Genomic DNA, 24,577 nt, shown 5'->3' with positions numbered 1-24,577 from the left:
TCACTGCGAAAAAACGGCGTGAAATTCGCAGTGGCTTCACGCTCGGCGTAAGAGCCCGATCGCTACTTGAGTTCGGCGGACGAGAGGCCCAGCAGCCGACGGGCGACCACGAGCTGCTGAATCTGCTGGGTGCCTTCGAAGATGTCCATGATCTTCGAATCACGTGCCCACTTCTCCAACAGTGTCTGCTCCGAATAGCCTGCGGTGCCTGCCAATTCGACCGCCTTGAGCGTGACGTCGGTGCCCACCCGGCCTGCCTTGGCCTTGGCCATCGATGCTTCTTTGGAGTTGGGGATCCTGTTGTCGGCCTGCCACGCCGCGCGCAGGGTCAGCTGGTAGGCCGACTCCCAGTCGGCTTCCATCCGCAGGAATTCGGCCGCGGCGGCGCTTTGGGCGTGCGCGGGCCTGTCGTAGGAGATCTCGACCCCGGCCTCGGTCAGGATCTTGCGCAGCTCCTCCAGGGCGGCCCGGGCGATGCCGATGGCCATGCCGGCGACCACGGGCCGGGTGTTGTCGAAGGTCTCCATGACACCGGAAAATCCTTGGCCTGATTGGATTTCCGGATTGCCGAGCAGGTTGTCCTTGGGGATCCGCGCGTTGTCGAACCGGATCGCGGCGGTGTCGGACCCCTTGATGCCGAGCTTCTTCTCCAGCCGTTCGACGGTGACACCGGGATGTTCGCGGGGCACGATGAACGACTTGATCGCCGGGCGACCCTGCGACTTGTCCAGGGTCGCCCACACCACGATATGGGTGGCCCGCGAACCCGCTGTGACGTAAATCTTTTCGCCGTTGATCACGTACTCGTCGCCGTCCAGCTTGGCGGTGGTCGATACGGCAGCCGAGTCGGATCCGAAGCTGGGTTCGGTGATCGCCATCGCCGCCCAGACTCGGCCCAGCCGCTGCAACTGCTCGTCAGTGGCCACGCCGCTGATCGCCGCGTTGCCCAGGCCCTGATAGGGCATCGACAGCATCATCGCCGCGTCACCCCAACTGGCCTCCATCGTCTGCAGCACCGCCGCCATGTTGGAGCCGTTGCGGTTTTCTTCCTTGCTCTCACTGCTGCGGAACGCCTCGGCGCCGGCGAGTCCTACGGCATTGGATTCGGCGGCGCCGGAGAACAGGTTGGACAAGGTGTCCAGCTCTACCGGATAGGCGTGCTCGTGGACGTCGTACTTACGGGCGATCGGGCGCATCATCTCCGCGGCACCCTGGTGCGCCTTGTCGATCACCGCTTGCATCTTGCGGGGCAGTTCCAGATTGATTGCCATGATTGATCTTTCGCTAGGTGACGACTCAGATAACGACGACGCCCTCGGCGACGCCGATGGCCCGCAGGTCGCGGTACCAGCGTTCGACGGGGTGTTCTTTCGTGTAGCCGTGGCCGCCGAGCAGTTGCACGCCGTCCAGGCCGATTTGCATGCCCTTGTCGGCACCGATCCGCTTGGCCAGCGCGGCCTCGCGGATGAACGAAAGGCCTTGTTCGGCACGCGCGGCACCGCGCCAGGTGATCAGCCGCAGCCCGTCCAGCTCGATGGCGATGTTGGCGCACATGAATGCCACGGCCTGACGGCGAGCCACGGGCTCGCCGAATGCCTCGCGCTCCTTCACATACGGGACGACATAGTCGAGCACCGCGTGCGAGGTGCCGACCGCAAGCGCCGCCCAGCCCAGCCGGGACAGCGCTATCGCCTCGGAGTAGTCCTCATCGGTGGCTTCGTCCTCGCCGAGGCGGGCATTCAGCGGCACCGACACCCCGGCGAGCTCGAGCTGACCCAGCGCGGCGGCCCGGATACCCATGCTTGGATCCGCCTTGACGGTAAGGCCTTTGGCGCCCGATTCGACGATGAACAGTGCGGGCTTGCCGTTCAATTGTGCGCCGACGATGAACAGCTCGGCATCGGCCGCGGCCGGGACCAACGACTTCACACCGTCGAGCCGATACCCGCTCGGTGTGCGCACAGCGGTGGTCTTCAACCGGGTGGGGTCGAACAGCGGTTGGGGTTCGGCGATCGCAACACAGGCCTGCGGGACATTCTCGCCGGCGAACTCGGGCAGATAGCTGGCCTGCTGGTCCGCGCTGCCCCAGTGGGTCAGCGCGGCTGCCACGCCGCCCGGCGCCAGGATGGGCAGTGCCAAACCCATGTCGCCGTAGGCCAATGCCTCGGCCACCAGCACGTTGGTGACACTCGAGCGGTGTGCCGCGATGCCCTCGAAGTCCTCGGGGATGTTGATCGCGGTGATGCCGAGTTCGGCCGCCTTGGCGATCAAGTCGGGCGGGTAGCTCGCCACCTCGTCGGCCTCGGGTGCCGCGGGCCGCAGCACCTCTTCGGCGAATTCCTGGAGGGTCTCGACGATCATCTTCTGTTCGTCGTCGGGCCGCAGGTCGTAGTAGTCCTTGCCGCTGGACTTCAGCCGGGTGGGTCCACTGCGCAGGCTCTGGACTCGTTTGAACTGGCGGGAAGCGGCACCGGCGGTGGAAAAGATTGTCTTGGTGCCGTAGCGCAGGCCTCGGTTCATCGGGTCACGCAGGTGGTATTTGTCCAGAAATTCCTGGCCGACGAGCGGGGTGAGCAGGGCCAGGGTGATGTCGATCCCGGTGCGTCTGTGCGGTTGCATCCCGACGCCGGTGTCGCGACCGCGCCGTTTTCTGTGCGGACGCGAGGTATTTGAGCCGGAGACAGTGTCCGTCATTTCAGCAGCCTCTGTAGTTGGGGCGATGCAGTCGAGAGCCTATCTTACTCCGGAGTAAGATAAAGAGCGCTTGTTAACTACTTCACACCGAGGCGGCGCAGCACGTACTCGTGCAACAGGCCGTTCGTGGCCACGGCGTCGCCGCGATGAGGGCCCGCGATGCCATCCAGGCCGGTGAACGTCCCGCCTGCCTCGCGCACCAGGATGTCGAGTGCGGCCAAATCCCACACCGAGACTTCCGGTTCGGCCGCGATATCCACCGCACCCTCGGCAAGGAGGCAATACGAGAAGAAATCGCCGTACGCCCGCACCCGCCATACGGCGTCGGTCAGTTCGATGAGGTGCTCACGCAGGCCGCGTTCGGCCCAACCCGACAGGCTGGAAAACGACAGGCTCGCCGAATCGAGCTGTGCCACTGAGGAAACCGACAAGCGCCGCGGCGCAGCGCCGTCGACCGAGACGAAAGCGCCTCGGCCGACCGATGCCCACCACCGTCGTTGCAGCGCCGGCGCGCTTACCACACCGACCACGGGGACACCGTCGTCGAGCAGTGCGATCAGGCTGGCCCATACCGGAACCCCGCGCACGAAATTCTTGGTGCCGTCGATCGGGTCGACGATCCATTGCCGGCCGGTGAAGCTGGTTGTCCCGCCGAACTCCTCGCCGAGGACGCTGTCATCGGGTCGCTCGCGTGCCAGCACCTCACGGACCTCGGATTCGACCGCCCGGTCGGCGTCGGTCACCGGGGTCAGGTCCGGCTTGGTGTCGACGCGCAGGTCCAGCGCGCCGAACCGGTCGCGAGTCAGTACGTCCGCACGGTCGGCAAGTGTCATTGCCAATGCGAGATCGTCCTGACTCATGCCAGCAGTCCTACCACGGGCCAGCCCGCGTCCGTCATCCCCGGGTTGCGCGGAAACGGCGTGACGGTGCCGACCGAGCGGCAAGACACCGTCGAGCTCTGGTCGGCGTCCAGTTCCAACAGCGTTTGCGGATAACGCAATTGCAACGACGCCCGGCTTTGCGGCAGGGTTTGGCCGCTGCACGCAGCGCCGAAGGGACCTTCGGCCCTAACCGCGCACCGTCTCGCGACGAGATGATGTTACTACGGGTTGCAGATAAGCTCCGCACAGCTGGAAGGTCGCTGATCATGAACCGCCTGACGACTCTAGAAGCCGGTTTCCTCAAAGCCGAAGACGCCGATGCTCGGGTCAGCTTGGCCATCGGGGGATTGGCGGTCATCGAAGGCCCGGCGCCGGACCAGGACACGCTGAGGTCGGCGTTTGCCGAGCGGATACGCGCCTGCCCCCGCTTCGGACAACGGTTGCGGTTGTGGCCGTTGGACCTTGGTGCTCCGCAATGGGTGGATGACCTCGGCTTCGACATCGGTCGGCACGTGCGGCGTGTTGCGCTGCCGCGGCCCGGAGGCGACCAGGAGTTGTTCCGGGTGGTCGCCGATCTGATGGCCAGGCGTCTGGACCGCGATCGACCGTTGTGGGAGATCTGGGTCGTCGAAGGTCTCAGCGACGGCCGATGGGCGATGCTGACCAAAATCCACCACTGCATGGCCGACGGGATCGCGGCCACACACATGCTCGCCGGACTGTGCGATGACGGCGTCGGCGACAGGCCTGCCCGGCATATCGGTCCGGCGAGAGACACGAAAACATATGCGGCAGAAGTCAACCCGCTGGCCATTCTGGGTGGGTTGTGGAATGCGTCGACCTCGGTGGCTGCTGGTGTCGCGCGCGGGGCCCAGGGTGCGGTGGAAATCGCCATCGGTCTGCTGCGCTCGGATCCGTCACCGCTGAACGGACCGATCGGAGATTTACGTCGATACAGCGGTGCGCGAGTGCCACTGGCCGACATCGAGCAGGTGTGTGCGGCGTTTGATGTGACCATCAATGATGTTGCGCTGGCGGCCATTACGGAAAGCTATCGCAACGTGCTGGTCAAGCGCGGTGAGCGATTGCAGCGCGGTTCGTTGCGCACCTTGGTGCCGGTGTCGATGCGGTCGGCCGATGCGTTCGACAAGACCGACAACCGGGTTTCGGTGATGCTTGCGGAGCTGCCGATCGACGAAGAGAACCCGGTGCAGCGGTTGCGGATCGTGCATTCGCGATTGGGCAGGACGAAGGCCGGTGGACAACGTCAGGCCGGAAACGCGTTCGTGGCCATGGCCAATCGCGTTCCGTTCGCGTTCGCCGGCTGGGCGCTCGGGTTGCTGACGCGACTGCCACAACGCGGTGTCGCGACGCTGGCCACCAACGTCCCGGGTCCGCGGCGCCCTCTGCGAGTGATGGGCAACAAGGTGCTGGGCGTGTTCCCGATCCCACCGATCGCGATGCAACTGCGAACCGGCGTCGCGATGCTCAGCTACGCCGACGACCTGTTCATCGGAATCCTTGCCGACTATGACGAGGTGGCCGATGTCGACGAGCTGACCTGCGGTATCGAAGCCGCGGTGGCTCGCCTGGTGGCCATCAGCAAACGGCGCAAGGCTCATTACGCCCGCGGACCGCTGTCCCTGGTTGTGTGAGCGCGTCAGGCAAACGATGCGTTCGGATCCGGTTCCGGCCCAAATGTGAAGTGGCGCCCCGTGATATCTGTCGGGGTCACCCGGACGTAATGCTTCTTGACGGTCGCCGTCCACGGCATCAGCTCGGCGCGGTCGGCTTGCTCAATGTCCGCTGCGGTCTTGAGCACTCGAGCGCGGCCCCGGACGATCACGCTCCAGCCTTCGGCGACGTCGTGATCGTCGGCCTCGAACACCACCACGCTGTTGCCCACGGCGGAGAACAACTTGGTGCCCTCGGCGGTGCGGAACAGCACGGTTCGGTCTTGCACCGCGTAGTTCACCGGGAAGATCTCGGGTTCGCCGGCGAAACTGGTCACCAGTCGGCCCAAGGCGACGCCGCTCAGCCTGCGCCAACTCTCGTCTTCCGACAAAACGACCGCGGGCTCATCAGTCATCGACCTCACCTTTCCTCGGACGCGCCAGTACCCATGACGCTACGGCGAATCTGGGTGGGACAGTAGGGTCCTAGGTCAATTCGACCGTACCTCGCGCTGGCCGTCCTACCATGGCGACGTGTGGGAATTCGCGCTATTACTTCTGCTCGTCGTGGTGCTGGCGGGATTTCTCGCTCAGCGGTTCATCCCGCGCGGCCCCCGTGGAGAGCCGCTGCGCGGCACATTGTTGGTGACCGGGGTGAGCCCGCGGCCCGACGTCACCGGCGAGCAGTACGTCACCATCACCGGTGTGATCAACGGACCCACCGTCAACGAGTATCCCGTCTACTGGCGGATGGTGGTCGACGTCGATCGATGGCCCAGCATGGGCGAATTGCACGAGGTGGTGTATTCCTCGAAGAATCCGGACAACTGGAAGTTCGCCCCGCCCGAATCGCCCGCGGGCTGAATCGCCCACCCGCGAGCGCGTGCGTCAGGGGCTCGGCAGAGAGGCCGGTTCCCGAGAAAGGCGAAATCCATTGTGTCACAACCCTCGTGGATGATGGAGGGTATGGCGCTCGGCGTCGCCGGCCCAGTCGCTGCGGCGTCGGCGGATCAAAGATGCTCGCACGATTGACGACCTCGCTTGCTTTGTGGGTGGCAGGTGGCATTCTGATGTCATGGCGGACAAGGACATCGAGCGCATCCGGGCAACAAGCGCTCTGCAAGTGATCAGGCAGCACCCCGTCCTGGTGCTGTTCGCGGTGTCGCCGGCGCTTGCGGTGCTGGGCGTCATCTGGTGGCTGGCCGGCGCGGGCTGGGCAATCGCCGCGGCGATCGTCCTGCTGCTCGCCGGCGCGGGCATCATCGTCTTCCGCGGCTAGGTCGAGTTCAGCCCCATCGCGACCGCGCCAACTCGCCCCGCGATCAGCCGTGGCTGATGCGCAGCAGGTCGGTGAGATTCGGCAGTTTGACGCGGGGACGCCCGTGCGATTCGCCGGCCGCACGCTCATGGGCGTCGATGATGTCCCAGTGGGCCGAGGTGACCAGCTTCGGTTGGCGCGAGGCCAGCCAGTCGGCCAATGTGTCGGCATGGTCGTCGGGGAAGGTGGCCAGTTCGTCGGCAGCGGTCAAATCGTTGATCAGGGTGTCGACGGTGTCCTGGGAGTCCTTCTTATTGGTGCCGATGACGCCGGTCGGCCCCCGCTTGATCCACCCGACCACGTATTCATTGCGGCTGCCCTCGACCCGGCCGTCGGTGTTGGGGATGGTCGCGGTCTTGTCGTCAAAGGGCAATCCCGGGGTGGGCATGCCGCGATAGCCGACCGAGCGCACCACCAGCTGAGCCGGCAGCTCCTCGCGCTCCCCGGTGTCCTTGGCCGACACCCGTCCGCTCTGGTCCGCGACCAACTCGTTGCGGCCCAGGACGATGCCCTCCACCCTCTCGTCGCCCTTGATCTCGATCGGAGAGGTCAGGAACCTGAAGACCATGCGCCGGTGTCCCGGGCGGGGTTCGCGGTTGGCGTAGTCGCGCAGCACCTTGATGTTCTGTTTCGTGGTCTTGCCGGCGGCCTCGGCGTCCTCGTCGCTGATGCCCTCCAGCTGTGCGGGATCGACGATGACGTCGACCCCTTCGAGGTCGGCCAGCTCGCGCAATTCCAGCGTGGTGAACGCGGCCTCCAAGGGCCCGCGCCGGCCGACGATCACCACTTCTTCCACGCCGCATGGGCGCAGGGATTCCAGCGCGTGATCAGCGATATCGGTCTCGGCCAGCGCGCCGGGGTCGGTGATCAGGATGCGGGCGACGTCGAGGGCCACATTGCCGTTGCCAATGACGATCGCGCGGGCCCCCGACAGATCAGGGGTCGCGCTCTCGAAGTGCGGATGGGCGTTGTACCAGCCGACGAACTCGACGGCGGCCATGCTGCCCGCCAGTTCCTCGCCGGGAATCTGCAACGAGCGATCCGATTGCGCCCCGATCGCATAAATCACGGCGTGGTAGCGCTCGCCGAGTTCGGCGGGAGCCACGTGCTCACCCACCGCCACGTTGCCGAAGAACCGGAAGCGGGGATCGCCGGCGATCTTTTCGAACTGCTTGCTGATCGACTTGATCTTGGGGTGATCGGGTGCCACGCCTGAGCGCACCAGTCCCCACGGTGTCGGCAACATCTCGAGCATGTCCACCGCGACATCGATCTCATCGGAGTTATCGGCGGCCTTCAGCAAAGACGCTGCGGCGAAGAACCCCGATGGTCCGGAGCCGACGATGGCGACATGAAAACGACGCATACCCAAGCCTTCTGTCCATGCCCGGCCGCGACGCTAGGGGCTGAGATTGGCTGGGCGTCGCAGTCGCGGGCGCACACGATGGTGATTCGATGCTAGACGGTGGACCCCGGCTGGTGGTCAAAGAGCTGCGCGTCGCGACCTGAGCATTCGCTGCCGATCAGCGCGCCGGTAACGTGGTCGGCTGTGGAACCCGACCGTCAAGCCGATATCGCCGCCCTCGACTCCGCCCTGACCACGGTGGAGAGGGTGCTCGATGTGGACGGTCTGCGCAGCCGCATCGAGAAGCTCGAACACGAGGCGTCCGATCCCAAGCTGTGGGACGACCAGGTCAACGCGCAGCGGGTGACCAGCGAGTTGTCGCACACCCAGGGCGAGCTGCGCCGCATCGAGCAGTTGCGGCAACGGGTCGACGATCTGCCGGTGCTCTACGAGCTGGCTGCCGAGGAGGGCGGTGCCGACGAGCTGGCCGAAGCGGACGCCGAGCTGAAGGCGCTGCGTGCCGACATCGAAGCCGCCGAGGTGCGCACCCTGCTGTCGGGGGAGTACGACGAGCGCGAGGCGTTGGTGACCATCCGCTCCGGCGCGGGCGGGGTGGACGCCGCGGACTGGGCCGAGATGCTGATGCGGATGTATATCCGGTGGGCCGAGCAACACCACTACGGCGTCGAGGTGTTCGACACGTCCTACGCCGAAGAGGCCGGCATCAAAAGCGCCACCTTCGCCGTCCATGCACCGTTTGCCTACGGCACGTTGTCGGTGGAGCAGGGCACGCATCGGCTGGTGCGGATCAGCCCGTTCGACAACCAGAGCCGGCGCCAGACGTCGTTCGCCGAAGTCGAGGTGCTGCCGGTGGTGGAGACCACCGACCACATCGATATTCCCGAAGGCGATCTGCGCGTCGACGTGTACCGGTCCAGCGGCCCGGGTGGCCAGTCGGTCAACACCACCGACTCGGCGGTTCGACTCACCCACATCCCGACCGGTATCGTCGTGACTTGCCAGAACGAAAAGTCGCAATTGCAGAACAAAGTTGCGGCGATGCGGGTTCTCCAAGCAAAGTTGTTGGAGCGCAAGCGTTTAGAAGAACGTGCTGAGCTGGACGCGCTCAAAGGTGATGGCGGCAGCTCCTGGGGTAACCAGATGCGCTCCTACGTATTGCATCCGTATCAGATGGTCAAGGATCTGCGGACCGAGTACGAAGTCGGCAATCCGGCGGCCGTGTTGGACGGAGACATCGACGGGTTCCTGGAAGCTGGGATCCGGTGGCGCAACCGAAAAGATGACGACTAATACAACTCTTCTTGCTATCGCGATGACGCAGCCGTGGCACAACTTTTGGCGCGGTCACATCGGCGGCTGGATTCTCGACCAGGGCCTGCGCGTCGTCATGTTGCTGATCGCGTCGGTGCTCGCGGTCCGCTTCGTCACCTGGGTGGCCCAGCAGGTCACCCGGCAGCTCGACGTCGGCTTCACCGAGAGCGACGCCTTGGTGCGCTCGGAGGCGACTAAGCACCGCCAGGCGGTGGCCTCGGTGATCCAGTGGGTGTCGATCGTCCTGATCGCGATCTGGGGTGTCGTCCAGATCAGCGACGTGCTGAACTTTTCCGTCGGCGGCCTGGTCGCGCCCGCCACCGTTATCGGTGCGGCGCTGGGTTTCGGAGCTCAGCAGCTGGTCAAGGATCTGCTCTCCGGGTTCTTCATCATCGTCGAGAAGCAGTACGGCTTCGGTGACCTGGTCTCGCTGACCGTGGCCGGGATCAACGCCGAGGCGCGCGGCACGGTGGAGAACGTGACGCTGCGGGTGACCCGGCTGCGTTCGTCGGACGGCGAGTTGTTCACCATCCCCAACGGTCAGATCGTCAAGACCGTCAACCTGTCCAAGGACTGGGCGCGAGCGGTGATCGACATCCCGGTCTCGACCAGCGCCGACCTCAACCGGGTCAACGAGGTTCTGCACGACGTGTGCGACCACGCCATGGACAACTCGTTGCTGGGCGAGTTGCTGCTGGACGCACCGACCTTGATGGGCCTGGAAAGCATCGAGGTCGACACGGTCACGCTGCGCATGGTGGCCCGCACGCTGCCCGGCAAACAGTTCGAGGCCGGCCGACAGCTGCGGGTGCTGGTCATGCGGGCACTCGCCGGCGCCGGCATCGTCACCACGGCCGACGCAACGGTCAGCGTCGTTCAGGACGAAGCCAGCGTGGCGCAGTCCGCCGACGAGTCGGGTGAGCTCGCGCACGAGTCGGTGACGAAGTGAAGCTGACCCTCAACGTCCTGGAAAAGCACCGCGACGAGGACCGCCGCTGGCCGCGCTATGTGTTCGGCGGCCGGATGCGCACCTCGACGCTGGCGTTGATCCTCGCCTTCCTCGCGGTGTGGTGGGTCTACGACGCCAATCGGCCGGAGCCGGCGCCCAAGGCGCCGCCGACGCAGGTGGTGCCGCCGGGCTTCGTGCCCGACCCGAACTACACCTGGGTGCCGCGGACCAGGGTGCAACCACCGGCCAACACGTACGTTCCGACGCCGAGCAGCACGGCGCCGCCGACTTCGACCACTACGCCGCCCCCGCCCCCGCCGCCAACGACGACGACGTCACCGCCGCCTTTCCAGCTGCCCTGCCTGCTGCCGCCGCCGTTCTGTCCGCCCAGCCCAAGCCCCACTTCACCGCCCCCGCAGCAACCGATGCTGGGGTCGGTGCCGTCGCCCACGTCGACGGCACCGGCGCGCTGATCTTCGCGGTCCAGCGAAATTCACCGCTACACTGGCGTGCCGTGATGATCACCCTTGACCATGTCAGCAAGAAGTACAAAGCGTCGGCGCGTCCGGCGTTAGACGACGTCAATGTCAAAATCGACAAGGGTGAATTCGTCTTCCTGATCGGGCCCTCGGGTTCGGGCAAATCGACGTTCATGCGGCTTCTGCTGGCCGCGGAGACGCCGACCACCGGGGACGTGCGGGTCTCGAAGTTCCACGTCAACAAGTTGCCCGGCCGGCATGTGCCCAAGCTGCGCCAGGTGATTGGGTGCGTTTTCCAGGACTTTCGTCTGCTCCAACAAAAGACGGTGTACGAGAACGTGGCCTTCGCGCTGGAGGTCATCGGCAAGCGGGCCGATCAGATCAACCGGGTGGTACCCGACGTGCTCGAGACGGTCGGTTTGTCCGGCAAGGCCAACCGGCTGCCGGCCGAGCTGTCCGGTGGTGAGCAGCAGCGCGTCGCGATCGCGCGTGCGTTCGTCAACCGGCCGCTGGTGCTGCTGGCCGACGAGCCCACCGGAAACTTGGACCCCGACACCAGCAACGACATCATGGACCTGCTGGAGCGGATCAACCGCACCGGGACGACCGTGCTGATGGCGACGCACGACCACCACATCGTCGACTCGATGCGCCAGCGCGTCGTGGAGTTGTCGCTGGGCCGGCTGGTTCGCGACGAGCAGCGCGGCGTCTACGGGATGGACCGCTAGTGCGCTTCGGCTTCCTACTCAACGAGGTCCTCACCGGTCTTCGCCGCAATGTGACGATGACGGTCGCGATGATCCTGACGACCGCGATCTCGGTCGGCCTGTTCGGCGGTGGTCTGCTGGTGGTGCGGCTGGCCGAGCACTCCCGCGCCATCTACCTCGACCGCGTCGAGACGCAGGTCTTCCTCACCGACGACGTCTCCGCGAACGATCCGGCGTGCGGCACCAATCCGTGTAAGGCACTGCGGACGAAGATCGAGGGCCGCGATGACGTCAAATCGGTTCGCTTTCTTAACCGTCAGGACGCCTACGACGACGCCATCCGAAAGTTCCCGCAGTACAAGGACGTCGCGGGCAAGGATTCTTTCCCCGCGTCTTTCATCGTCAAGTTGAACAATCCGGAGCAGCACAAGGACTTTGACCTCGCGATGCAGGGCCAGCCCGGTGTGCTCTCGGTGCTCAATCAGAAAGACCTGATCGACCGGCTGTTCGCGGTCCTGGACGGCTTGAGTAATGTCGCGTTCGCCGTCGCATTGGTGCAGGCTGTCGGTGCGATCCTGTTGATTGCCAACATGGTTCAGGTCGCGGCGTATACGCGGCGCACCGAGATCGGGATCATGCGCCTGGTGGGGGCAAGTCGCTGGTATACCCAGCTGCCGTTCCTGGTGGAGGCGATGCTCGCGGCGGCCCTCGGTGTGGCGATTGCGGTCGGCGGCTTGATCGTGGTGCGCGCGCTGTTCCTGGACAACGCGTTAAACCAGTTCTACCAAGCCAATTTGATCGCTCGCGTTGACTACGCCGACATCCTTTACATCTCACCGATTCTGTTCCTGCTCGGCGTGTCGATGGCAGGGATGACGGCTTACGCAACACTGCGCCTCTACGTACGGCGTTAGCTGTGGCCGCAAAGTCCAGTGGGGCCAAAGCCAGTGGTGGCAAGCAGGGCGGCAAGAAGATCGTGGCCTCCAATCGCAAGGCCCGGCACAACTACTCGATCCTGGAGTCTTTCGAGGCCGGAGTGGCTTTAGTCGGCACCGAGGTGAAAAGCCTACGGCTGGGCCAGGCTTCACTCGCCGACGCGTTCGCAACCGTCGACGACGGCGAAGTGTGGTTGCGTAACTTGCACATTCCCGAGTACGAGCACGGTAGCTGGACAAACCATGATCCTCGTCGCAACCGGAAGTTGTTGTTACATAGGCGACAGATCGACACACTGATCGGAAAAATCCGTGATGGTAACCTGACGCTAGTGCCTCTGTCGCTCTACTTCTCTGAGGGCAAGGTCAAAGTAGAACTCGCACTAGCGCGAGGCAAGCAAGCACATGACAAGCGCCAGGACTTGGCGCGCCGTGACGCCCAGCGTGAAGTTTTACGTGAACTGGGGCGACGAGCAAAGGGTATGAGCTGATCGGAGCCGCGTACGCTCAGCTGTCTGCCGTGTCCTACGGCGTCAGCGATTTCGTGGGCGGCGTGGCAGCGCGACGAGTGGCAGCGCTGCGCGTGATGTTGGCGGCGTACCCGGTCGAGGCCGTGTTGCTCGGCCTGATCGCATTGTGCGCGGGCGGACCTATTCATTCCGGCGCGATCTTCTGGGGCAGCCTGTACGGCATCGGTCAGGCCTTCGGCATGTGGGCGTTCTACGCGGCGCTGGGGTCTGGGCCCATCTCGGTGGTCGCGCCCCTGGCGGGCGTGCTCAATGCCGCGGTACCCGTGGCGGTCGGCATCGCGCTGGGGGAGAGACCCGGTCCGGCGGCGTCGGCCGGCGTGGTGCTGGCCATCGTCGCGGTGATGCTGGTCAGCCGTGAGGCCACGGTGGAAGGCAAGACGCAATTCCGCTTCACGCCCAAAATTGCCTGGCTGACCATATTGGCCGGGTGTGCGTTCGGGCTGGACTTGGTGTTCCTGCACCAATCACCACACGACTCCAAGCTGTGGCCGCTGATGTTCGCGCGGTTGTCGGCCACGGTGGTGGTCACCGCGCTGGCCGCATCACGCCGCAGCTTGCAGCTGCCGCGTGGGGAGTCGATGAAGCTGGCGCTGGCCATTGCGCTGCTCGACATCTGCGCTCTGGTGACGCAACTGATAGCGCTGCAGTCATGGCTGCTGTCGTTGGCCAGCATCATGATTTCGTTGTATCCCGCCGCCACCGTCGTCTTGGCGATGATGGTTCTGCGCGAACGAGTGACTCGCTGGCAGGGGATCGGCATGGTGATGGCCATGGGATCCGTGGCCATGATCGCCGCCAACTAACTTCTGTTCTGCGACCTACTATGGTCCCGGCGGGACTAGGTCGGGAGAAGACGTTGGGTGAAGACCCTGTTATTCGCGAGTTGTCCGCTGCCGTGGAGCGCAGCCCCGACGTGGTCGAGTTGCGATTGCATCTGGCCGGTTTGCTGGCCGACCGAGGACGCTATGCCGAGGCGCTGGGCCACTGCAGCGCGGCGCTGCGCCAAGACGCCGGTAACGCCAACGCGCTGAGTCTGGTGCAGCGCTGCAGCACCGAGCTTGCCGCATCCCCTCAGGCATCAGCCGAGGGGACACCTGGGGCCGGGCGATCGGCCGGCGATGTGCAGTTCGATTGGTCCAGCGCCGAACGCCAAGTCGCCGACATCATCGAGCCGGCTTTCGTCGACGCGCCCGCCGACGTCGTCAACGAGGGCGACTTCGACGTTCTCGAGCGCAGCGGCGTACGGCTCGACGATGTCGCGGGGATGGCCGATGTCAAACGACAGATTGAACTTTCGCTGCTGGGCCCGATCCGCAATCCCGAGTTGATGAAGGCATACAAGGTCTCAGCCCGCGGCGGCCTGTTGCTCTACGGGCCACCCGGGTGTGGCAAAACCTATATCGCCAAGGCTATTTCGGGTGAACTCGGGGCGAACTTCTATCAGGTGGGGATCGCCGACGTTTTGCACCATTGGTTCGGGGAGAGCGAACGCAGCATCCGTTCGGTTTTCGATAGCGCGCGCCGCAACGCTCCCTGCGTGTTGTTCTTCGACGAACTGGACGCCTTGGGGCATCGGCGTTCGGCGTTGAGCGGAAGCTCCGGGATGCGGCCGGTGGTCAATACCTTGTTGGAGGAGATGGATTCGGCGACGTCGACCAACGACGGGGTGTACGTGCTCGGCGCCACGAATGCACCGTGGGATGTAGACCCCGCGCTACGGCGGCCCGGCCGGTTCGACCGGATGATCTTCGTGGGATTGCCCGACGCCGAAGCCAGGACCGGGATTCTGCGTTCGCACCTGAAGGATCGGCCGGTGGCGGGGATCGATTTGAAATCGATCGCGAAGCGCACGGACGGGTTTTCGGGTGCCGACCTCGCGCATGTGTGTGACAGCGCAACGCAATTGGCGATGTCGGCGTCGATGCGCAGCGGTCAGGTCCGCCCGGTGACGATGGCGGATGTGGACGAGGCGGCGGCGCAGATCCGCCCCAGCACCGGGCCGTGGTTCGAGGTCGCACGCAACATTGTCGAATTCGCTAATAACGACGGCACCTACGACGATCTGGCAAAATACTTACGGCGCAGGAAAATTCGGTAACCGTCGATGGCATTGGAGCCCGGTGTCGACCAAGCCGACCAGGCCATTCACGTTGCTGAGGCGTACTTCGACACCGAAAACTACGCACGCGGGCGTGAGGTTCTGCGCCGTTCGTTGTCCCAGAACCCGAACGATCCCGGCCTGCTTGCTCAATACGCGCGCGCTGAGTACCTGCTCGAAAACTATGACGGCGCCTCGCGCAGTGCGTACGCCGCACTGGCCGCCGCGCCACAGCACGAGTTGGCCATGCGGATATATGCGTTGTCGCTCGATGGCCTGGGCCGCCACGGCGACGCGCTGTGGATGGCGTGGCAGGGAGTCAGGACTCATCCGAATGAGCCACTGCAACACCGGGTTTACGCGCGACTGCTGCAGAAGTCCCATCAGTTGAATTCGGCGCTGGTGGTCGTCGACGAGGCGTTGCGTCTGGACCCCGCGAGCCCCGACGGTCTGGTCCTGCGCGGCTCGATCCTGCACGATCTGGGCCGCATCCGGGAATCGACAGACTCGTACCGGCAAGCGTTGGCGTTGGACGCAAACCATGCCGCGGCCCTGAACAATATGGCCGTCAATCGGTTGCAGCGCGGCAAGTTCGGCCATGCCCTGCGTGGGTTTCTCGGCGCCGCGGGCAGCGACCCGACGTTGGGCGATCTCGTCCGCCGCAATATCGGCGCGGTGCTGGCGAAGATGTTGCGTCGGCTGACCATCGTCGCCACCGTCCTGGCGGTCCTGATCCAGTTCGTCGGGTTCAACCACGGCGACGGTCATCCCACGGTGGTGCTGCGGGTGGCGACCGGAGTGGTGACCGCGGCGCTGATCGTCATTCTTGGCCGCTTCCTGTCTGCCATACCCCGCACGGTGCTCGCGTCGGTCTTACGGGAGCGCGCCTTTGTCGTTGCCCGTCTGGTCCATGCGCTGATGGTGATCGGCCTGGGAGCCTGTGTTACCGCCTTGGGCGCAATGACCTGGACGATCGCGGCGGCAGGCAGTCTGATGATCGCCGGTCTGATTCTGGCGCGAGTGGGACTAACGATCGGACGGTAATCGGCCTAACATCCGACCATGACCACGCGTGCTGTCACCAGACTCGACAAATCCGACGTGCTCGACGGCCTGTTCGCCGTCTGGGACTCCATCGAAGCGCTGCTCGGCGAGCTCTCCGAGGCCGATTGGCGGGCGGCGACGCCGTTGCCGGGCTGGGACGTGCAAGGCGTCGTAGCGCACGTCATCGGTACCGAGTCATTCCTCGAGGGCATCGCCGCGCCCGAACCGGACATCGATGTAAAGACGCTCGACCATGTGCGCAACGACATCGGGGCGATGAACGAGTGCTGGGTCCGCCATCTCGCCGGCGAGCCCGGCACCACGGTGCTCGAGCGATTCCGTGCGGTGACCGAGCGACGCCGCGCGGCGTTGGAGGCGATGTCCGACGAGCAGTGGAACGCCGAGACCTTCACGCCTGCCGGCCCCGAAAGTTACGGGCGATTTATGCGAATCCGGGTTTTCGACTGCTGGATGCACGAGCAGGACATCCGCGTGGCGATCCAGCGGCCGTCGTCGGATGCCGAGCTGGAGGGGGCCCCGTCGCGGCTGTCGCTGGATGAGGTCGCGGCCAGCCTGGGCTTCGTCGTCGGCAAACTGGCCAAAGCGCCCGACGGTTCCCGCATCCTGTTCGACCTGACCGGTCCGCTGGCCCGCAGCATCCGGGTCAAGGTCGACGGGCGCGCTGCGGTGGTGGAGGACTTCGGCGGGCTGGAGCCGACCGCGACGGTCCGGGCGGACGCCCTGCAGTTCACCCGGCTCGCCGGGGGCCGCCCGATGTGCCCGGCGCGCCCACAGGACGTCGAACTCGGCGGTGACAAGGACGTCGCCGCGCGGATTGTCGAGCGGCTGAACTTCGTGATCTGACCGCGTCCTGGTGCGGAACATAATTCCGTTGCCGCTCGTTAAGGCTGCCGTAGAATGGTTGTCCTGCCGAAAATCGGTAGGTGCAGAAAAGCTAGAGCGCGAAAACACAAGACAAGGGGCTGAACGGTTTCGACTTCGCGCATCGAATCAAGGGAAGCGTGCCGGTGCAGGCAAGAGACCACCGTAAGCGTCGTTGCAACCATATAAGCGCCGATTCACATCAGCGCGACTACGCTCTCGCTGCCTAAGCGAAGCTAGTCTGTCGGACCGGGAACGCCCTCGCCCCGGAGCCCGGCATCAGCTAGAGGGATCCACCGATGAGTCCGGTCGCGGGACTCATCGGGACACCAACAGCGACTGGGATCGTCATCCTGGCTAGTTCGCGTGATCAGGAGATCCGAGTAGAGGCATAGCGAACTGCGCACGGAGAAGCCTTGAGGGAATGCCGTAGGACCCGGGTTCGATTCCCGGCAGCTCCACAAACAGTGTGGCGGGCCAGGCCGAAAGGTCTGGCCTGTTCGCGTGTCCGTGCGCGTCCTGCGTGAGGAGTTTTGCGGCGCGTCGCCGCGACCGTAACGCGAGAAGGCCGCCGGCCTGAGACTGCCAGCGGCGCCCATAGAGCATCCCCACCGCGGCTCCGTAGGCTTGCCGACTCGGGCTGCGACCCCGCTAGGCTGGCTGTATTGATCGGCAAGGAGATTGTGATGCGCCCTGGAATTTTCGGGAACACCGTGGTGCCCGCCGTCAACGCTGCGGTGGCCAAGCTCATCGATGCGCCGCTGGTAGGCAGTCTTGTCCGCCAAAACACGGTAATGATTTCCTACGTCGGACGCCGCTCGGGCAAGACGTTCACGACGCCGGTGAGTTACCGGCGGATCGGTGACGAGATTGTGATCCGCGTGATGTTTCCCGACGCTAAGAACTGGTGGCGAAATTTCTTAGACGGCGGCGGCCCGATTGCGCTGCAGCTCAACAGAAGTCACCGAACTGGGCACGCCGTCGCAAACCGCGAAGAGCGGGGCCGGGTGACCGTCAAAGTCAAGCTGGATGACCAATAGGCACGACTCCCGACCCTCAACCGGGCGACATCGCTACCCGCACACGGGTGGGTTGGGTACGAGTGTGAGGAGCGTCCGTGGGCGGCAATCGCTTGCGTCTGCTGATCGCGATCGTGGGTGTCGCCGGTTTGGCGGCATGTAGTACGGCGACCACCTCGCCCGCGGAGCCGCCGTCGATCGCCAGCGAGCCGTTCGGTCAGGCGGACGGGACCCCGGTGACCCGCTACACGCTCAACAACGGGCACGGCATGCGGGTGCGAATCCTGACCTATGGCGGCATCATTCAGTCAATCGAGGTTCCCGATCGCACCGGCCGTGTCGGCAATGTGGTGCTGGGCTTTCCGACGCTTGACGGCTACCTCAACAACACCGGATCTGCCAAGACCTATTTCGGCGCGATCATCGGCCGCTATGGCAACCGGATCGCCAAGGGGGCATTCTCGTTGAACGGCAACGAGTATCGCGTGCTGGTCAACAATAACGGCAACAGCCTGCATGGCGGCACCGCGGGCTTCGATACGAAGGTGTGGCACGCCAGTCAGCAGTACGATAGCGACAGCGTAGGCGTGAAGTTCGAATATGTCAGTCCCGCAGGCGAAATGGGCTACCCTGGAACGCTGGCTACCACCGTCACCTACACCTTGAACCAGAAGAACGAACTGCGCACCGACTACCACGCGACCACTGATGCGCCGACGGTGATCAACCTGACCAATCACAGCTACTTCAACCTGGCAGGTGAGGACACGCCCGACATCTACGGCCACCGGGTGACCATCCATGCCGACAACTACACGCCAACCGACTCCACGCAGATCCCTACCGGCCAGATCGCCCGGGTGCAGGGCACACCGTTTGATTTCACCTCACCGACGGCGATCGGCGCACACATCACCGCGAACGACCCGCAACTGCTGTTGGCCCACGGCTACGACCACAACTGGGTGATCAACCGCGGCAACGACGCTGGGCTGGTGGAGGCGGCCAGGGCCGAGGATCCGCAGACGGGGCGCACCCTGACCGTCTCCACAACCGAGCCAGGTGTGCAGTTCTATACGTCCAATTTCATTGACGGGTCGTTCACGGGCACCAGCGGGCATATCTACCGGCAGGGCGCGGGATTCACGATGGAGACCCAGCACTACCCGGATTCGCCGAATCACCCGACTTTCCCGACCACCACGCTCAACCCGGGCCAGACCTACGACTCGACAACGGTTTTCGCCTTCGGCACGGAATGAAGGCCGGGGAAGGCGCTCAATAAATGCTGTCGGGCCTGTGGGCCAGCAGGACTTTGAGGTTGATTCCGACAGCTCCACCGAGAAGGTGCAGGTCACGGCGCTGGGTTGGATTGTAGCTAGGGTGAGCGGCTTTAATCGTCGTAAGGCGGGGACGTCACGTCATGCACGCCCGACACCGCATCACAAGGAGCTCTCATGACTTATCGCCGTCTAGCTTGCGCGCTCGGCGCGGTGGTGGTGGCGGTGCTGGCGGCCCTCCTTCCCGTCCAGGCCCATGGCCAACCGCCGACGAAGTGTCTGACCAACACTCAAACGGGCAAGCAGGTCTATGTGCCCTGCGATCTGCTCAACGCCGGCGCTAATTTCCCGCCGGGGCAGCGTTGTCCTCCACCGCTCGAGCAGTACCCGAAGGATGTGGCCGACTGGTGTGGCGTGGGCCCCGGCCTGGCGACTCCCACGCCCACCACGCCTACGACTCCGACAACCCCGACGAGCCCGACAGGAACTACAAGCCCCACGAGCCCGACGCGGCCCACGACTTCCGTGAGCCCGACGAGTTCCGTGAGCCCAACGACGAGCTCTGCGATTCCCACGACCTCAAGTCCTGTGACCTCAACGACTCCCACCAGCCCGGCGACCTCGGGCGATGCAGGCTGACGACGCCCAAAGCCAGCGGGTCACAAAAGGCCGAGTTCTCGCGCCCGGCCAACTGCCGCGCCGCGGTGCTCAACGCGCAGCTTGCGGTACACGGCGCGCTGGTGGGTCTTCACGGTATTGAGCGAAACATACAGCCGCGCACCGATTTCCGTCCGTGTTAACCGAGTCTGCAGCAGGCGAAGAACCTCAAGTTCCTTGGGGGTCAGCTCCCCGCCGACGGGGCTCTCCACATTGCGCGACGTCACCGCGGCGCCAGTGCTGCGCTCGGCCGAAGCGAGCGGCGTTAGGTCGCCGGCAGCGACGCGGTGGCGCTCCGCCTCATCGAAGAGGCCCTCGCTGTCCAACCACGTCGCGGCTCGGCGGTGCAGATCGGCGACGAGATCGGGCTCGCTGCGCCGCAGCTCGGTGCGCAACAACTCAGCGAACAGCTGGTGATAGCGATACCAGTGACGCGACATGTCCAGTGGTACCAGGAACAGGTTTTCGCGCTCGATTTTCTCCAAGACCGTGGCCGAGCCAGACGTTTGCAGCACCGCGTCGCACAACGCACCGTTGAGTCGCCCCAAGACCGAGGTTCGTAGTAAAAAGCTGCGGAGGTCCGGTGGCCGACCGTCGAGCACCTCGGCCATCAGGAAATCGACGATGTGGCGGTTGTCGCCGGCGAAGGTCTGGATAAATGCCGCGGCGTCGGTGCGGCCGGTCAACGACAGCCCGGCGAGATGCAATCCGGCGGCCCATCCCTCCGCGCGGTGAAACAGCAGCTGGACCTGTGCGTCGGTCAACGTCAAACCGAGCACGCCGTTCAGCAGTTCCATGGCTTCGCCGGCCCGAAAGCGCAGCTCCTCGGCCCGCAGCTCCAGCAGCTCGCCACGGGCCCGCAACCGCGCCAACGGCAGCATTGGATCCGAGCGGGTGGCGATGACCAGCTGGAAAGTGTGTGGCATCCGTTCCACGACGAAACCCACCTGCTCGTGGACGGCACGATTCTCGACAACGTGATAGTCATCGAGGATTAACGCGATCTGGTGCTCGATGCCGGCCAGCTCGTCGAGCAGGGTGGGCACCACCTGTCGAGGGTCGGCACCCAATTTGATGAGTTCCAAGGCGCGCGGCGCCACACCCGGGCTGGCCCTGCAAATCGCCTTGATCGCGCAGGCCCAAAACCGCGCCGGATCATTGTCGGACGCGTCAAGCGACAGCCAGCCACGTCGGCGGCGATCATCGGAGCCACGCGCCCATTGCGCCAACAGCGATGTCTTGCCCCAGCCCGCCGGCGCGCTGAGCAGTGTGAGCTTGCGGGAGGGCTCCGCCGAAAGGATCTCGATCAGGGCCGTTCGTTCGATGAGTCGAGCGCGGATGGCCGGTGGCGCCGACTTGGAGGCGAGCAGCACCGTCGGCTCGTCGGTTTCAGTCGGTGCGTTGGGCTCGAACTCGAAGGGGATCGGCGTGACGCAGAGCAGATCGGCGATTCCCGAGCCGCGTGCACCTTTCATCCTTGGAACGCTAATCGCGGTATCGCGCTGTTCGTGGGCCACTTTGGCGCGGCGAAATGGGGCCAGTTGAGCCGGATATTCAGGGCAGCAGTTGTACCAGCGCGTCCAGCGCCGCTGACCATGCGCTCGGCGCGGGCGCTGCAAACCCGATCACTAAACCGTTGCGCTTGCTGTCGTCTTCGGGGTGGCGAAACAGATCAAGGCCCTCCACGCCGAGGCGTCGCCACGCGCGTTGTCCACACAACACGCTCTCGTCTGACCCCGAAAGCTCAAGCAGCACTTGCAGACCCGCGGGCATTCCAGCGACGGTGGTCGTCGGTGATGCCCGACCAACAGCGGCGACGACTTCCTCTCGGCGGCGCCGGTACTGGGCACGCATGGTGCGAATGTGTCGGTCATAGGAACCGGACATAATGAATTCGGCCATCGCCAACTGGTCAACGAAGCCGGAGGTCTCCTCTCGCAAACCCCGTTGCCGGCCCACCGCATTGACGAGACGGTCCGGCAGTACCAGCCATCCGAGCCGAAGCCCCGGCGCCAGTGACTTGCTGGCCGTCCCCATGTAGACGACGTGTTCGGGATCGATGCCTTGCAGCGCACCGACAGGGCTGCGGTCGTAACGGAATTCGCCGTCGTAATCATCCTCGATGATCAGTCCGCCCGTGCGGCGTGCCCAGTCCACGACGGCCGCCCGACGGCTGGAATGCAAAGAGACGCCAAGTGGGAACTGATGTGACGGTGTGAGCAGCACGGCGCCCACTTCTGACATGTCGTCGAGGGCCAGCACATCAGCACCGTGGTCGTCCACTGTCATTGGGGGACAACGTAACCCGGCCCGGACGAGCGATGCCCGCTGTGTGTCCAGCCCAAAGGCCTCGACGGCAACGGCGGCGACTCCGGCTTCTGCGAGCGCGCGGGCCACCAGGTTCAATCCTTCGGCGGCGCCGCTACAGATGATGACGTTGCCGGGTCGGGCACGAACTCCCCGAGCACGGGCGAGGTACTCGGCAAGGGCGCTGCGAAGCTCGGGTCGCCCATCTGGGTCGGCGTAGCCGAATGCCTCGAACGGTGCAGCGTTCAACGCGCGCTTGACCGCACGACTCCACTCCGTCCGTGGAAATGACGACAGGTCCGGGTGCCCCGGTCGCAAGTCGTGGTCCAGCTGGCGCTGTGCCGGTCGTGTCCGAGGTGACGCGACAGACCGGACGGCTGCGGCACGTTGGGCAACCAATGTGCCCGAGCCATGTTGTGATGTCAGCCACCCTTCGGCGGTGAGTTCGGCATACGCACGGGCCACGGTGTTTCTCGCGACACCAAGGTCGGCGGCCAACGTGCGACTCGAGGGCAACTGGTTGCCCGGCACCAGTCGCCCCGAACGGATCGCGTCGCGGATGGCTTCCATCACGCCGTCACGCACCCTGCCGCCGGGGCGGTCCAGGTAGAGATCCAACCCGGCGACGGAGCTTGGTGATCCGGTCGTTGCGCGCATGCTAATGCTCGTCGTCGTTACCAGTGGGGCGAATGGACAGCTCCTGAGGATCCTAAAACGGTACTAATACTACGCGCTGCTGACTGTGCACTCACCCGGGTGAATTAGCTCGCCGGGTGAAGACGATTCACCCCGCGTCGGCGAACGCTGGATCTGCAGTCGGCGAGCGGAGGGCAGATGCAAACGACGATGTACCGGATCTGCGTTCGAGGCCGCGTGACCGAGCGGATTGGGTCGGCATTAGAAGGGATGCGGCTCGAGGCCGGTGTGACCGAAACCGTATTCATCGGTGAAATCCGGGACCAGTCACAGCTTTACGGACTCCTCGATCGGGTTCGTGATCTAGGCCTTGAGCTCGTCAGCGTACAACCGCACCCCGCGGCTGGCATCACAACAAAACCCCGATGAGCAAGGAGTCGTAATGCAAGCCATTACCGTTTCAGATCGTGACGCCGGTGTCGCTGGCCTGGCGCTGACAGACCTGCCCCACCCGCAGCCGGCCGATAACGACGTCGTCGTGCGGGTGCACGCCGCGGGTTTCACACGTACGGAGCTTGAATGGCCGCACACCTGGACCGATCACGCGGGTCGTGATCGGACACCGAGTGTCCTTGGCCACGAGTTGTCCGGTGTCGTGGTTGAGCTGGGCTATGGCGCAACCGGTCTGAGCATCGGTCAACGGGTGTTCGGGCTCGCCGACTGGGCACGCAACGGTTCCCTCGCGGAGTACGCCGCTGTCGAAGCCCGAAATCTCGCGCCGTTACCGATCGACATCGACCACACTGTAGCCGCCGCGCTGCCCATCTCCGGTTTGGCTGCCTGGCAGGGCCTGTTCGATCACGCCCGCCTCGCAGCCGGACAAACGGTTCTGATCCACGGCGCCGCGGGTGCGGTTGGGTCGCTCGCGGTGCAGCTTGCTCGCGAGGTCGGCGCGCGGGTCATCGGTACCGGCCGGACCGCGGATCGGGGCAGCGCGGCCGAGCTCGGCGTCCACACCTTCCTCGACCTGGAGACCGAAAAGCTGGAGGATGCAGGCGAAGTCGATGTGGTCTTTGACGTGATCGGAGGAGATATTTTGGTCCGCTCTGCTGATCTGGTGCGGGCAGGCGGAACGCTCGTCTCCATCGCCGAGCCGCCGAAGACGCTGCCGCGCGACGGGCGGGGAGTCTTCTTCGTTGTCGAAGCCGATCGCGCCCAACTTGCCGGCCTCGCCGCGCGAGTGCGCGATGGACGCCTCAAGCCGGTGGTGAGTGCTGTGCTTCCACTCGCCGAGGCGGCCGCTGCATTCGCTCCGGACACGCGCCTCCCGGGCAAGACGATCCTGCGCGTAGCCCAAGAGTGACAACGATGGCCATGAAGATAGCGCTAACCGCATTGACACTCGCGGTGATGCTCGCGCCTGCGGCCCATACCGCGCCAGCGCCTGGCAATGCGGATCAAAAGCCAGTTATCCGACCGGTTTTCAATCAGCTCACTAATGTTCCCGGCAAATCACTTGAAGCAGTGGCCGTCAGCTATCCGCCCGGAGCGAAAAGCGTTGCCCACCACCACGCGAAGTCGGCGTTCATCATGGCCTACGTGATCTCCGGAGCGATCCGCAGCCAACTCGAAGGCGAGCCTGCGCGCGTCTACCAAGCCGGTGAGACGTGGAGTGAAGCGCCGGGTGCACACCACACCCTCAGTGAAAATGCCAGTGGCACCGAACCCGCTGAATTGCTTGCGGTCTTCTTGGTCGATACCGGCGACGGCCCGCTCACAACGGACGATGACGCGAGCCAATGAAAGGAGCC

Annotated in this window: 24 protein-coding genes, 1 other RNA gene and 1 pseudogene; 18 read left to right on the top strand and 8 right to left on the bottom strand. The window is 64.8% G+C overall.

Annotation, left to right across the window (positions count from 1 at the left end):
• Positions 1–62 precede the first annotated feature (62 nt).
• The 4 genes and pseudogenes from AAHS21_RS19240 to AAHS21_RS19225 all read right to left on the bottom strand — a co-directional run.
• Positions 63–1,271 (bottom strand): acyl-CoA dehydrogenase family protein, encoded by a 1,209-nt coding sequence (locus AAHS21_RS19240; RefSeq protein WP_342929176.1) that lies wholly within the window; start codon positions 1,269–1,271, stop codon positions 63–65.
• Between the two features lie 25 nt (positions 1,272–1,296).
• Positions 1,297–2,694 carry an acyl-CoA dehydrogenase family protein gene (locus AAHS21_RS19235; RefSeq protein ID WP_342929175.1) on the bottom strand — a complete coding sequence of 466 codons (1,398 nt, stop codon included), beginning with the start codon at positions 2,692–2,694 and terminating at the stop codon, positions 1,297–1,299.
• A gap of 77 nt (positions 2,695–2,771) precedes the next feature.
• On the bottom strand, positions 2,772–3,554 hold the full coding sequence (gene hisN, locus AAHS21_RS19230; RefSeq protein WP_342929174.1) for a histidinol-phosphatase: 783 nt from the start codon (positions 3,552–3,554) through the stop codon (positions 2,772–2,774).
• Positions 3,551–3,733 (bottom strand): annotated as a pseudogene (locus AAHS21_RS19225) (hypothetical protein); the annotation flags it as partial. The gene hisN and the pseudogene AAHS21_RS19225, both read right to left, overlap by 4 nt.
• 108 nt (positions 3,734–3,841) lie before the next feature.
• Between AAHS21_RS19225 and AAHS21_RS19220 the strand changes: the two are divergent.
• A complete protein-coding gene (locus tag AAHS21_RS19220; protein ID WP_342929173.1) occupies positions 3,842–5,230 on the top strand; it encodes a wax ester/triacylglycerol synthase family O-acyltransferase in 1,389 nt (462 codons plus the stop codon).
• A gap of 5 nt (positions 5,231–5,235) precedes the next feature.
• Here the strand turns inward: AAHS21_RS19220 and AAHS21_RS19215 are convergent, their stop codons facing one another.
• The gene (locus AAHS21_RS19215) at positions 5,236–5,664 is read right to left on the bottom strand and encodes a pyridoxamine 5'-phosphate oxidase family protein (protein ID WP_342929172.1); all 429 of its coding nucleotides are present in this window, start codon (positions 5,662–5,664) and stop codon (positions 5,236–5,238) included.
• Positions 5,665–5,782: 118 nt separating this feature from the next.
• Between AAHS21_RS19215 and AAHS21_RS19210 the strand changes: the two genes are divergently transcribed.
• Positions 5,783–6,112 carry a hypothetical protein gene (locus tag AAHS21_RS19210; protein ID WP_342929171.1) on the top strand — a complete coding sequence of 110 codons (330 nt, stop codon included), beginning with the start codon at positions 5,783–5,785 and terminating at the stop codon, positions 6,110–6,112.
• Between the two features lie 211 nt (positions 6,113–6,323).
• Positions 6,324–6,527, top strand: coding sequence for a hypothetical protein (locus AAHS21_RS19205; RefSeq protein WP_342929170.1), 204 nt, complete (start codon positions 6,324–6,326; stop codon positions 6,525–6,527).
• 43 nt (positions 6,528–6,570) lie between these two features.
• Here the strand turns inward: AAHS21_RS19205 and AAHS21_RS19200 are convergent, their stop codons facing one another.
• Complete coding sequence (locus AAHS21_RS19200; RefSeq protein WP_342929169.1) at positions 6,571–7,932, bottom strand: FAD-dependent oxidoreductase; 1,362 nt, start codon at positions 7,930–7,932, stop codon at positions 6,571–6,573.
• A gap of 183 nt (positions 7,933–8,115) precedes the next feature.
• On the opposite strand from AAHS21_RS19200, the gene prfB reads away from it, so the two are divergent.
• From prfB to AAHS21_RS19135, 13 genes are all read left to right on the top strand, one after another.
• Entirely contained in the window at positions 8,116–9,222 is a 1,107-nt protein-coding gene (gene prfB, locus AAHS21_RS19195) for a peptide chain release factor 2 (protein WP_342929168.1), read from the top strand.
• Positions 9,212–10,192, top strand: coding sequence for a mechanosensitive ion channel family protein (locus AAHS21_RS19190; RefSeq protein ID WP_342929167.1), 981 nt, complete (start codon positions 9,212–9,214; stop codon positions 10,190–10,192). Before prfB ends, AAHS21_RS19190 begins: the two co-directional genes overlap by 11 nt.
• Positions 10,189–10,665, top strand: coding sequence for a hypothetical protein (locus AAHS21_RS19185; RefSeq protein ID WP_342929166.1), 477 nt, complete (start codon positions 10,189–10,191; stop codon positions 10,663–10,665). The genes AAHS21_RS19190 and AAHS21_RS19185 overlap by 4 nt, the downstream gene beginning before the upstream one ends.
• Positions 10,666–10,709: 44 nt before the next feature.
• Complete coding sequence (gene ftsE, locus AAHS21_RS19180; protein WP_096290928.1) at positions 10,710–11,399, top strand: cell division ATP-binding protein FtsE; 690 nt, start codon at positions 10,710–10,712, stop codon at positions 11,397–11,399.
• Complete coding sequence (gene ftsX, locus AAHS21_RS19175) at positions 11,399–12,292, top strand: permease-like cell division protein FtsX (protein WP_096285637.1); 894 nt, start codon at positions 11,399–11,401, stop codon at positions 12,290–12,292. The genes ftsE and ftsX overlap by 1 nt, the downstream gene beginning before the upstream one ends.
• Positions 12,293–12,294: 2 nt before the next feature.
• A complete protein-coding gene (gene smpB, locus AAHS21_RS19170; protein WP_342929165.1) occupies positions 12,295–12,804 on the top strand; it encodes an SsrA-binding protein SmpB in 510 nt (169 codons plus the stop codon).
• Between the two features lie 92 nt (positions 12,805–12,896).
• Positions 12,897–13,646 (top strand): DMT family transporter, encoded by a 750-nt coding sequence (locus AAHS21_RS19165; protein WP_342929329.1) that lies wholly within the window; start codon positions 12,897–12,899, stop codon positions 13,644–13,646.
• Between the two features lie 53 nt (positions 13,647–13,699).
• Positions 13,700–14,941 carry an AAA family ATPase gene (locus AAHS21_RS19160; RefSeq protein WP_342929164.1) on the top strand — a complete coding sequence of 414 codons (1,242 nt, stop codon included), beginning with the start codon at positions 13,700–13,702 and terminating at the stop codon, positions 14,939–14,941.
• Between the two features lie 6 nt (positions 14,942–14,947).
• Positions 14,948–15,985, top strand: a complete 1,038-nt coding sequence (locus AAHS21_RS19155; RefSeq protein ID WP_342929163.1) for a hypothetical protein — start codon at positions 14,948–14,950, stop codon at positions 15,983–15,985.
• An 18-nt stretch (positions 15,986–16,003) separates the two neighbouring features.
• Positions 16,004–16,849: a maleylpyruvate isomerase family mycothiol-dependent enzyme gene (locus tag AAHS21_RS19150; protein WP_342929162.1), complete on the top strand. Its 846-nt coding sequence runs from the start codon at positions 16,004–16,006 to the stop codon at positions 16,847–16,849.
• A gap of 115 nt (positions 16,850–16,964) precedes the next feature.
• Positions 16,965–17,331: a transfer-messenger RNA gene (ssrA, locus tag AAHS21_RS19145) on the top strand.
• Between the two features lie 201 nt (positions 17,332–17,532).
• On the top strand, positions 17,533–17,907 hold the full coding sequence (locus tag AAHS21_RS19140; RefSeq protein WP_342929161.1) for a hypothetical protein: 375 nt from the start codon (positions 17,533–17,535) through the stop codon (positions 17,905–17,907).
• Positions 17,908–17,984: 77 nt separating this feature from the next.
• Positions 17,985–19,148, top strand: coding sequence for an aldose epimerase family protein (locus AAHS21_RS19135; protein ID WP_342929160.1), 1,164 nt, complete (start codon positions 17,985–17,987; stop codon positions 19,146–19,148).
• Positions 19,149–19,825: 677 nt separating this feature from the next.
• Here AAHS21_RS19135 and AAHS21_RS19130 read toward each other — a convergent pair.
• Together AAHS21_RS19130 and AAHS21_RS19125 are read right to left on the bottom strand one after the other, a co-directional pair.
• Positions 19,826–21,298 (bottom strand): LuxR C-terminal-related transcriptional regulator, encoded by a 1,473-nt coding sequence (locus AAHS21_RS19130; protein WP_342929159.1) that lies wholly within the window; start codon positions 21,296–21,298, stop codon positions 19,826–19,828.
• A gap of 79 nt (positions 21,299–21,377) precedes the next feature.
• Positions 21,378–22,787: a PLP-dependent aminotransferase family protein gene (locus tag AAHS21_RS19125; RefSeq protein WP_342929158.1), complete on the bottom strand. Its 1,410-nt coding sequence runs from the start codon at positions 22,785–22,787 to the stop codon at positions 21,378–21,380.
• 421 nt (positions 22,788–23,208) lie between these two features.
• Here AAHS21_RS19125 and AAHS21_RS19120 point away from each other — a divergent pair, with 421 nt between their 5' ends.
• Together AAHS21_RS19120 and AAHS21_RS19115 are read left to right on the top strand one after the other, a co-directional pair.
• Entirely contained in the window at positions 23,209–24,129 is a 921-nt protein-coding gene (locus AAHS21_RS19120; RefSeq protein WP_342929157.1) for an NADP-dependent oxidoreductase, read from the top strand.
• A 5-nt stretch (positions 24,130–24,134) separates the two neighbouring features.
• Entirely contained in the window at positions 24,135–24,569 is a 435-nt protein-coding gene (locus AAHS21_RS19115) for a cupin domain-containing protein (protein ID WP_342929156.1), read from the top strand.
• The last annotated feature ends 8 nt before the right edge of the window (positions 24,570–24,577 follow it).

It is taken from the genome of Mycobacterium sp. 050272, from assembly GCF_039023525.1.
Lineage (GTDB): Bacteria > Actinomycetota > Actinomycetes > Mycobacteriales > Mycobacteriaceae > Mycobacterium.
The sequence above is the reverse complement of the archived record's forward strand: the minus strand, read 5'-3'. Positions and strand labels throughout refer to the sequence as shown.

Bases quoted from the DNA above. Each gene is read 5' to 3' on its own strand.
- AAHS21_RS19235 (WP_342929175.1), bottom strand. From the start codon at position 2,694: ATGACGGACACTGTCTCCGGCTCAAATACCTCGCGTCCGCACAGAAAA.
- ftsE (WP_096290928.1), top strand. From the start codon at position 10,710: ATGATCACCCTTGACCATGTCAGCAAGAAGTACAAAGCGTCGGCGCGT.
- AAHS21_RS19130 (WP_342929159.1), bottom strand. From the start codon at position 21,298: ATGAAAGGTGCACGCGGCTCGGGAATCGCCGATCTGCTCTGCGTCACG.
- AAHS21_RS19215 (WP_342929172.1), bottom strand. From the start codon at position 5,664: ATGACTGATGAGCCCGCGGTCGTTTTGTCGGAAGACGAGAGTTGGCGC.
- AAHS21_RS19205 (WP_342929170.1), top strand. From the start codon at position 6,324: ATGGCGGACAAGGACATCGAGCGCATCCGGGCAACAAGCGCTCTGCAA.
- AAHS21_RS19200 (WP_342929169.1), bottom strand. From the start codon at position 7,932: ATGCGTCGTTTTCATGTCGCCATCGTCGGCTCCGGACCATCGGGGTTC.
- AAHS21_RS19220 (WP_342929173.1), top strand. From the start codon at position 3,842: ATGAACCGCCTGACGACTCTAGAAGCCGGTTTCCTCAAAGCCGAAGAC.
- AAHS21_RS19120 (WP_342929157.1), top strand. From the start codon at position 23,209: ATGCAAGCCATTACCGTTTCAGATCGTGACGCCGGTGTCGCTGGCCTG.
- AAHS21_RS19240 (WP_342929176.1), bottom strand. From the start codon at position 1,271: ATGGCAATCAATCTGGAACTGCCCCGCAAGATGCAAGCGGTGATCGAC.
- AAHS21_RS19115 (WP_342929156.1), top strand. From the start codon at position 24,135: ATGGCCATGAAGATAGCGCTAACCGCATTGACACTCGCGGTGATGCTC.
- AAHS21_RS19150 (WP_342929162.1), top strand. From the start codon at position 16,004: ATGACCACGCGTGCTGTCACCAGACTCGACAAATCCGACGTGCTCGAC.
- hisN (WP_342929174.1), bottom strand. From the start codon at position 3,554: ATGAGTCAGGACGATCTCGCATTGGCAATGACACTTGCCGACCGTGCG.
- AAHS21_RS19190 (WP_342929167.1), top strand. From the start codon at position 9,212: ATGACGACTAATACAACTCTTCTTGCTATCGCGATGACGCAGCCGTGG.
- AAHS21_RS19155 (WP_342929163.1), top strand. From the start codon at position 14,948: ATGGCATTGGAGCCCGGTGTCGACCAAGCCGACCAGGCCATTCACGTT.
- AAHS21_RS19125 (WP_342929158.1), bottom strand. From the start codon at position 22,787: ATGCGCGCAACGACCGGATCACCAAGCTCCGTCGCCGGGTTGGATCTC.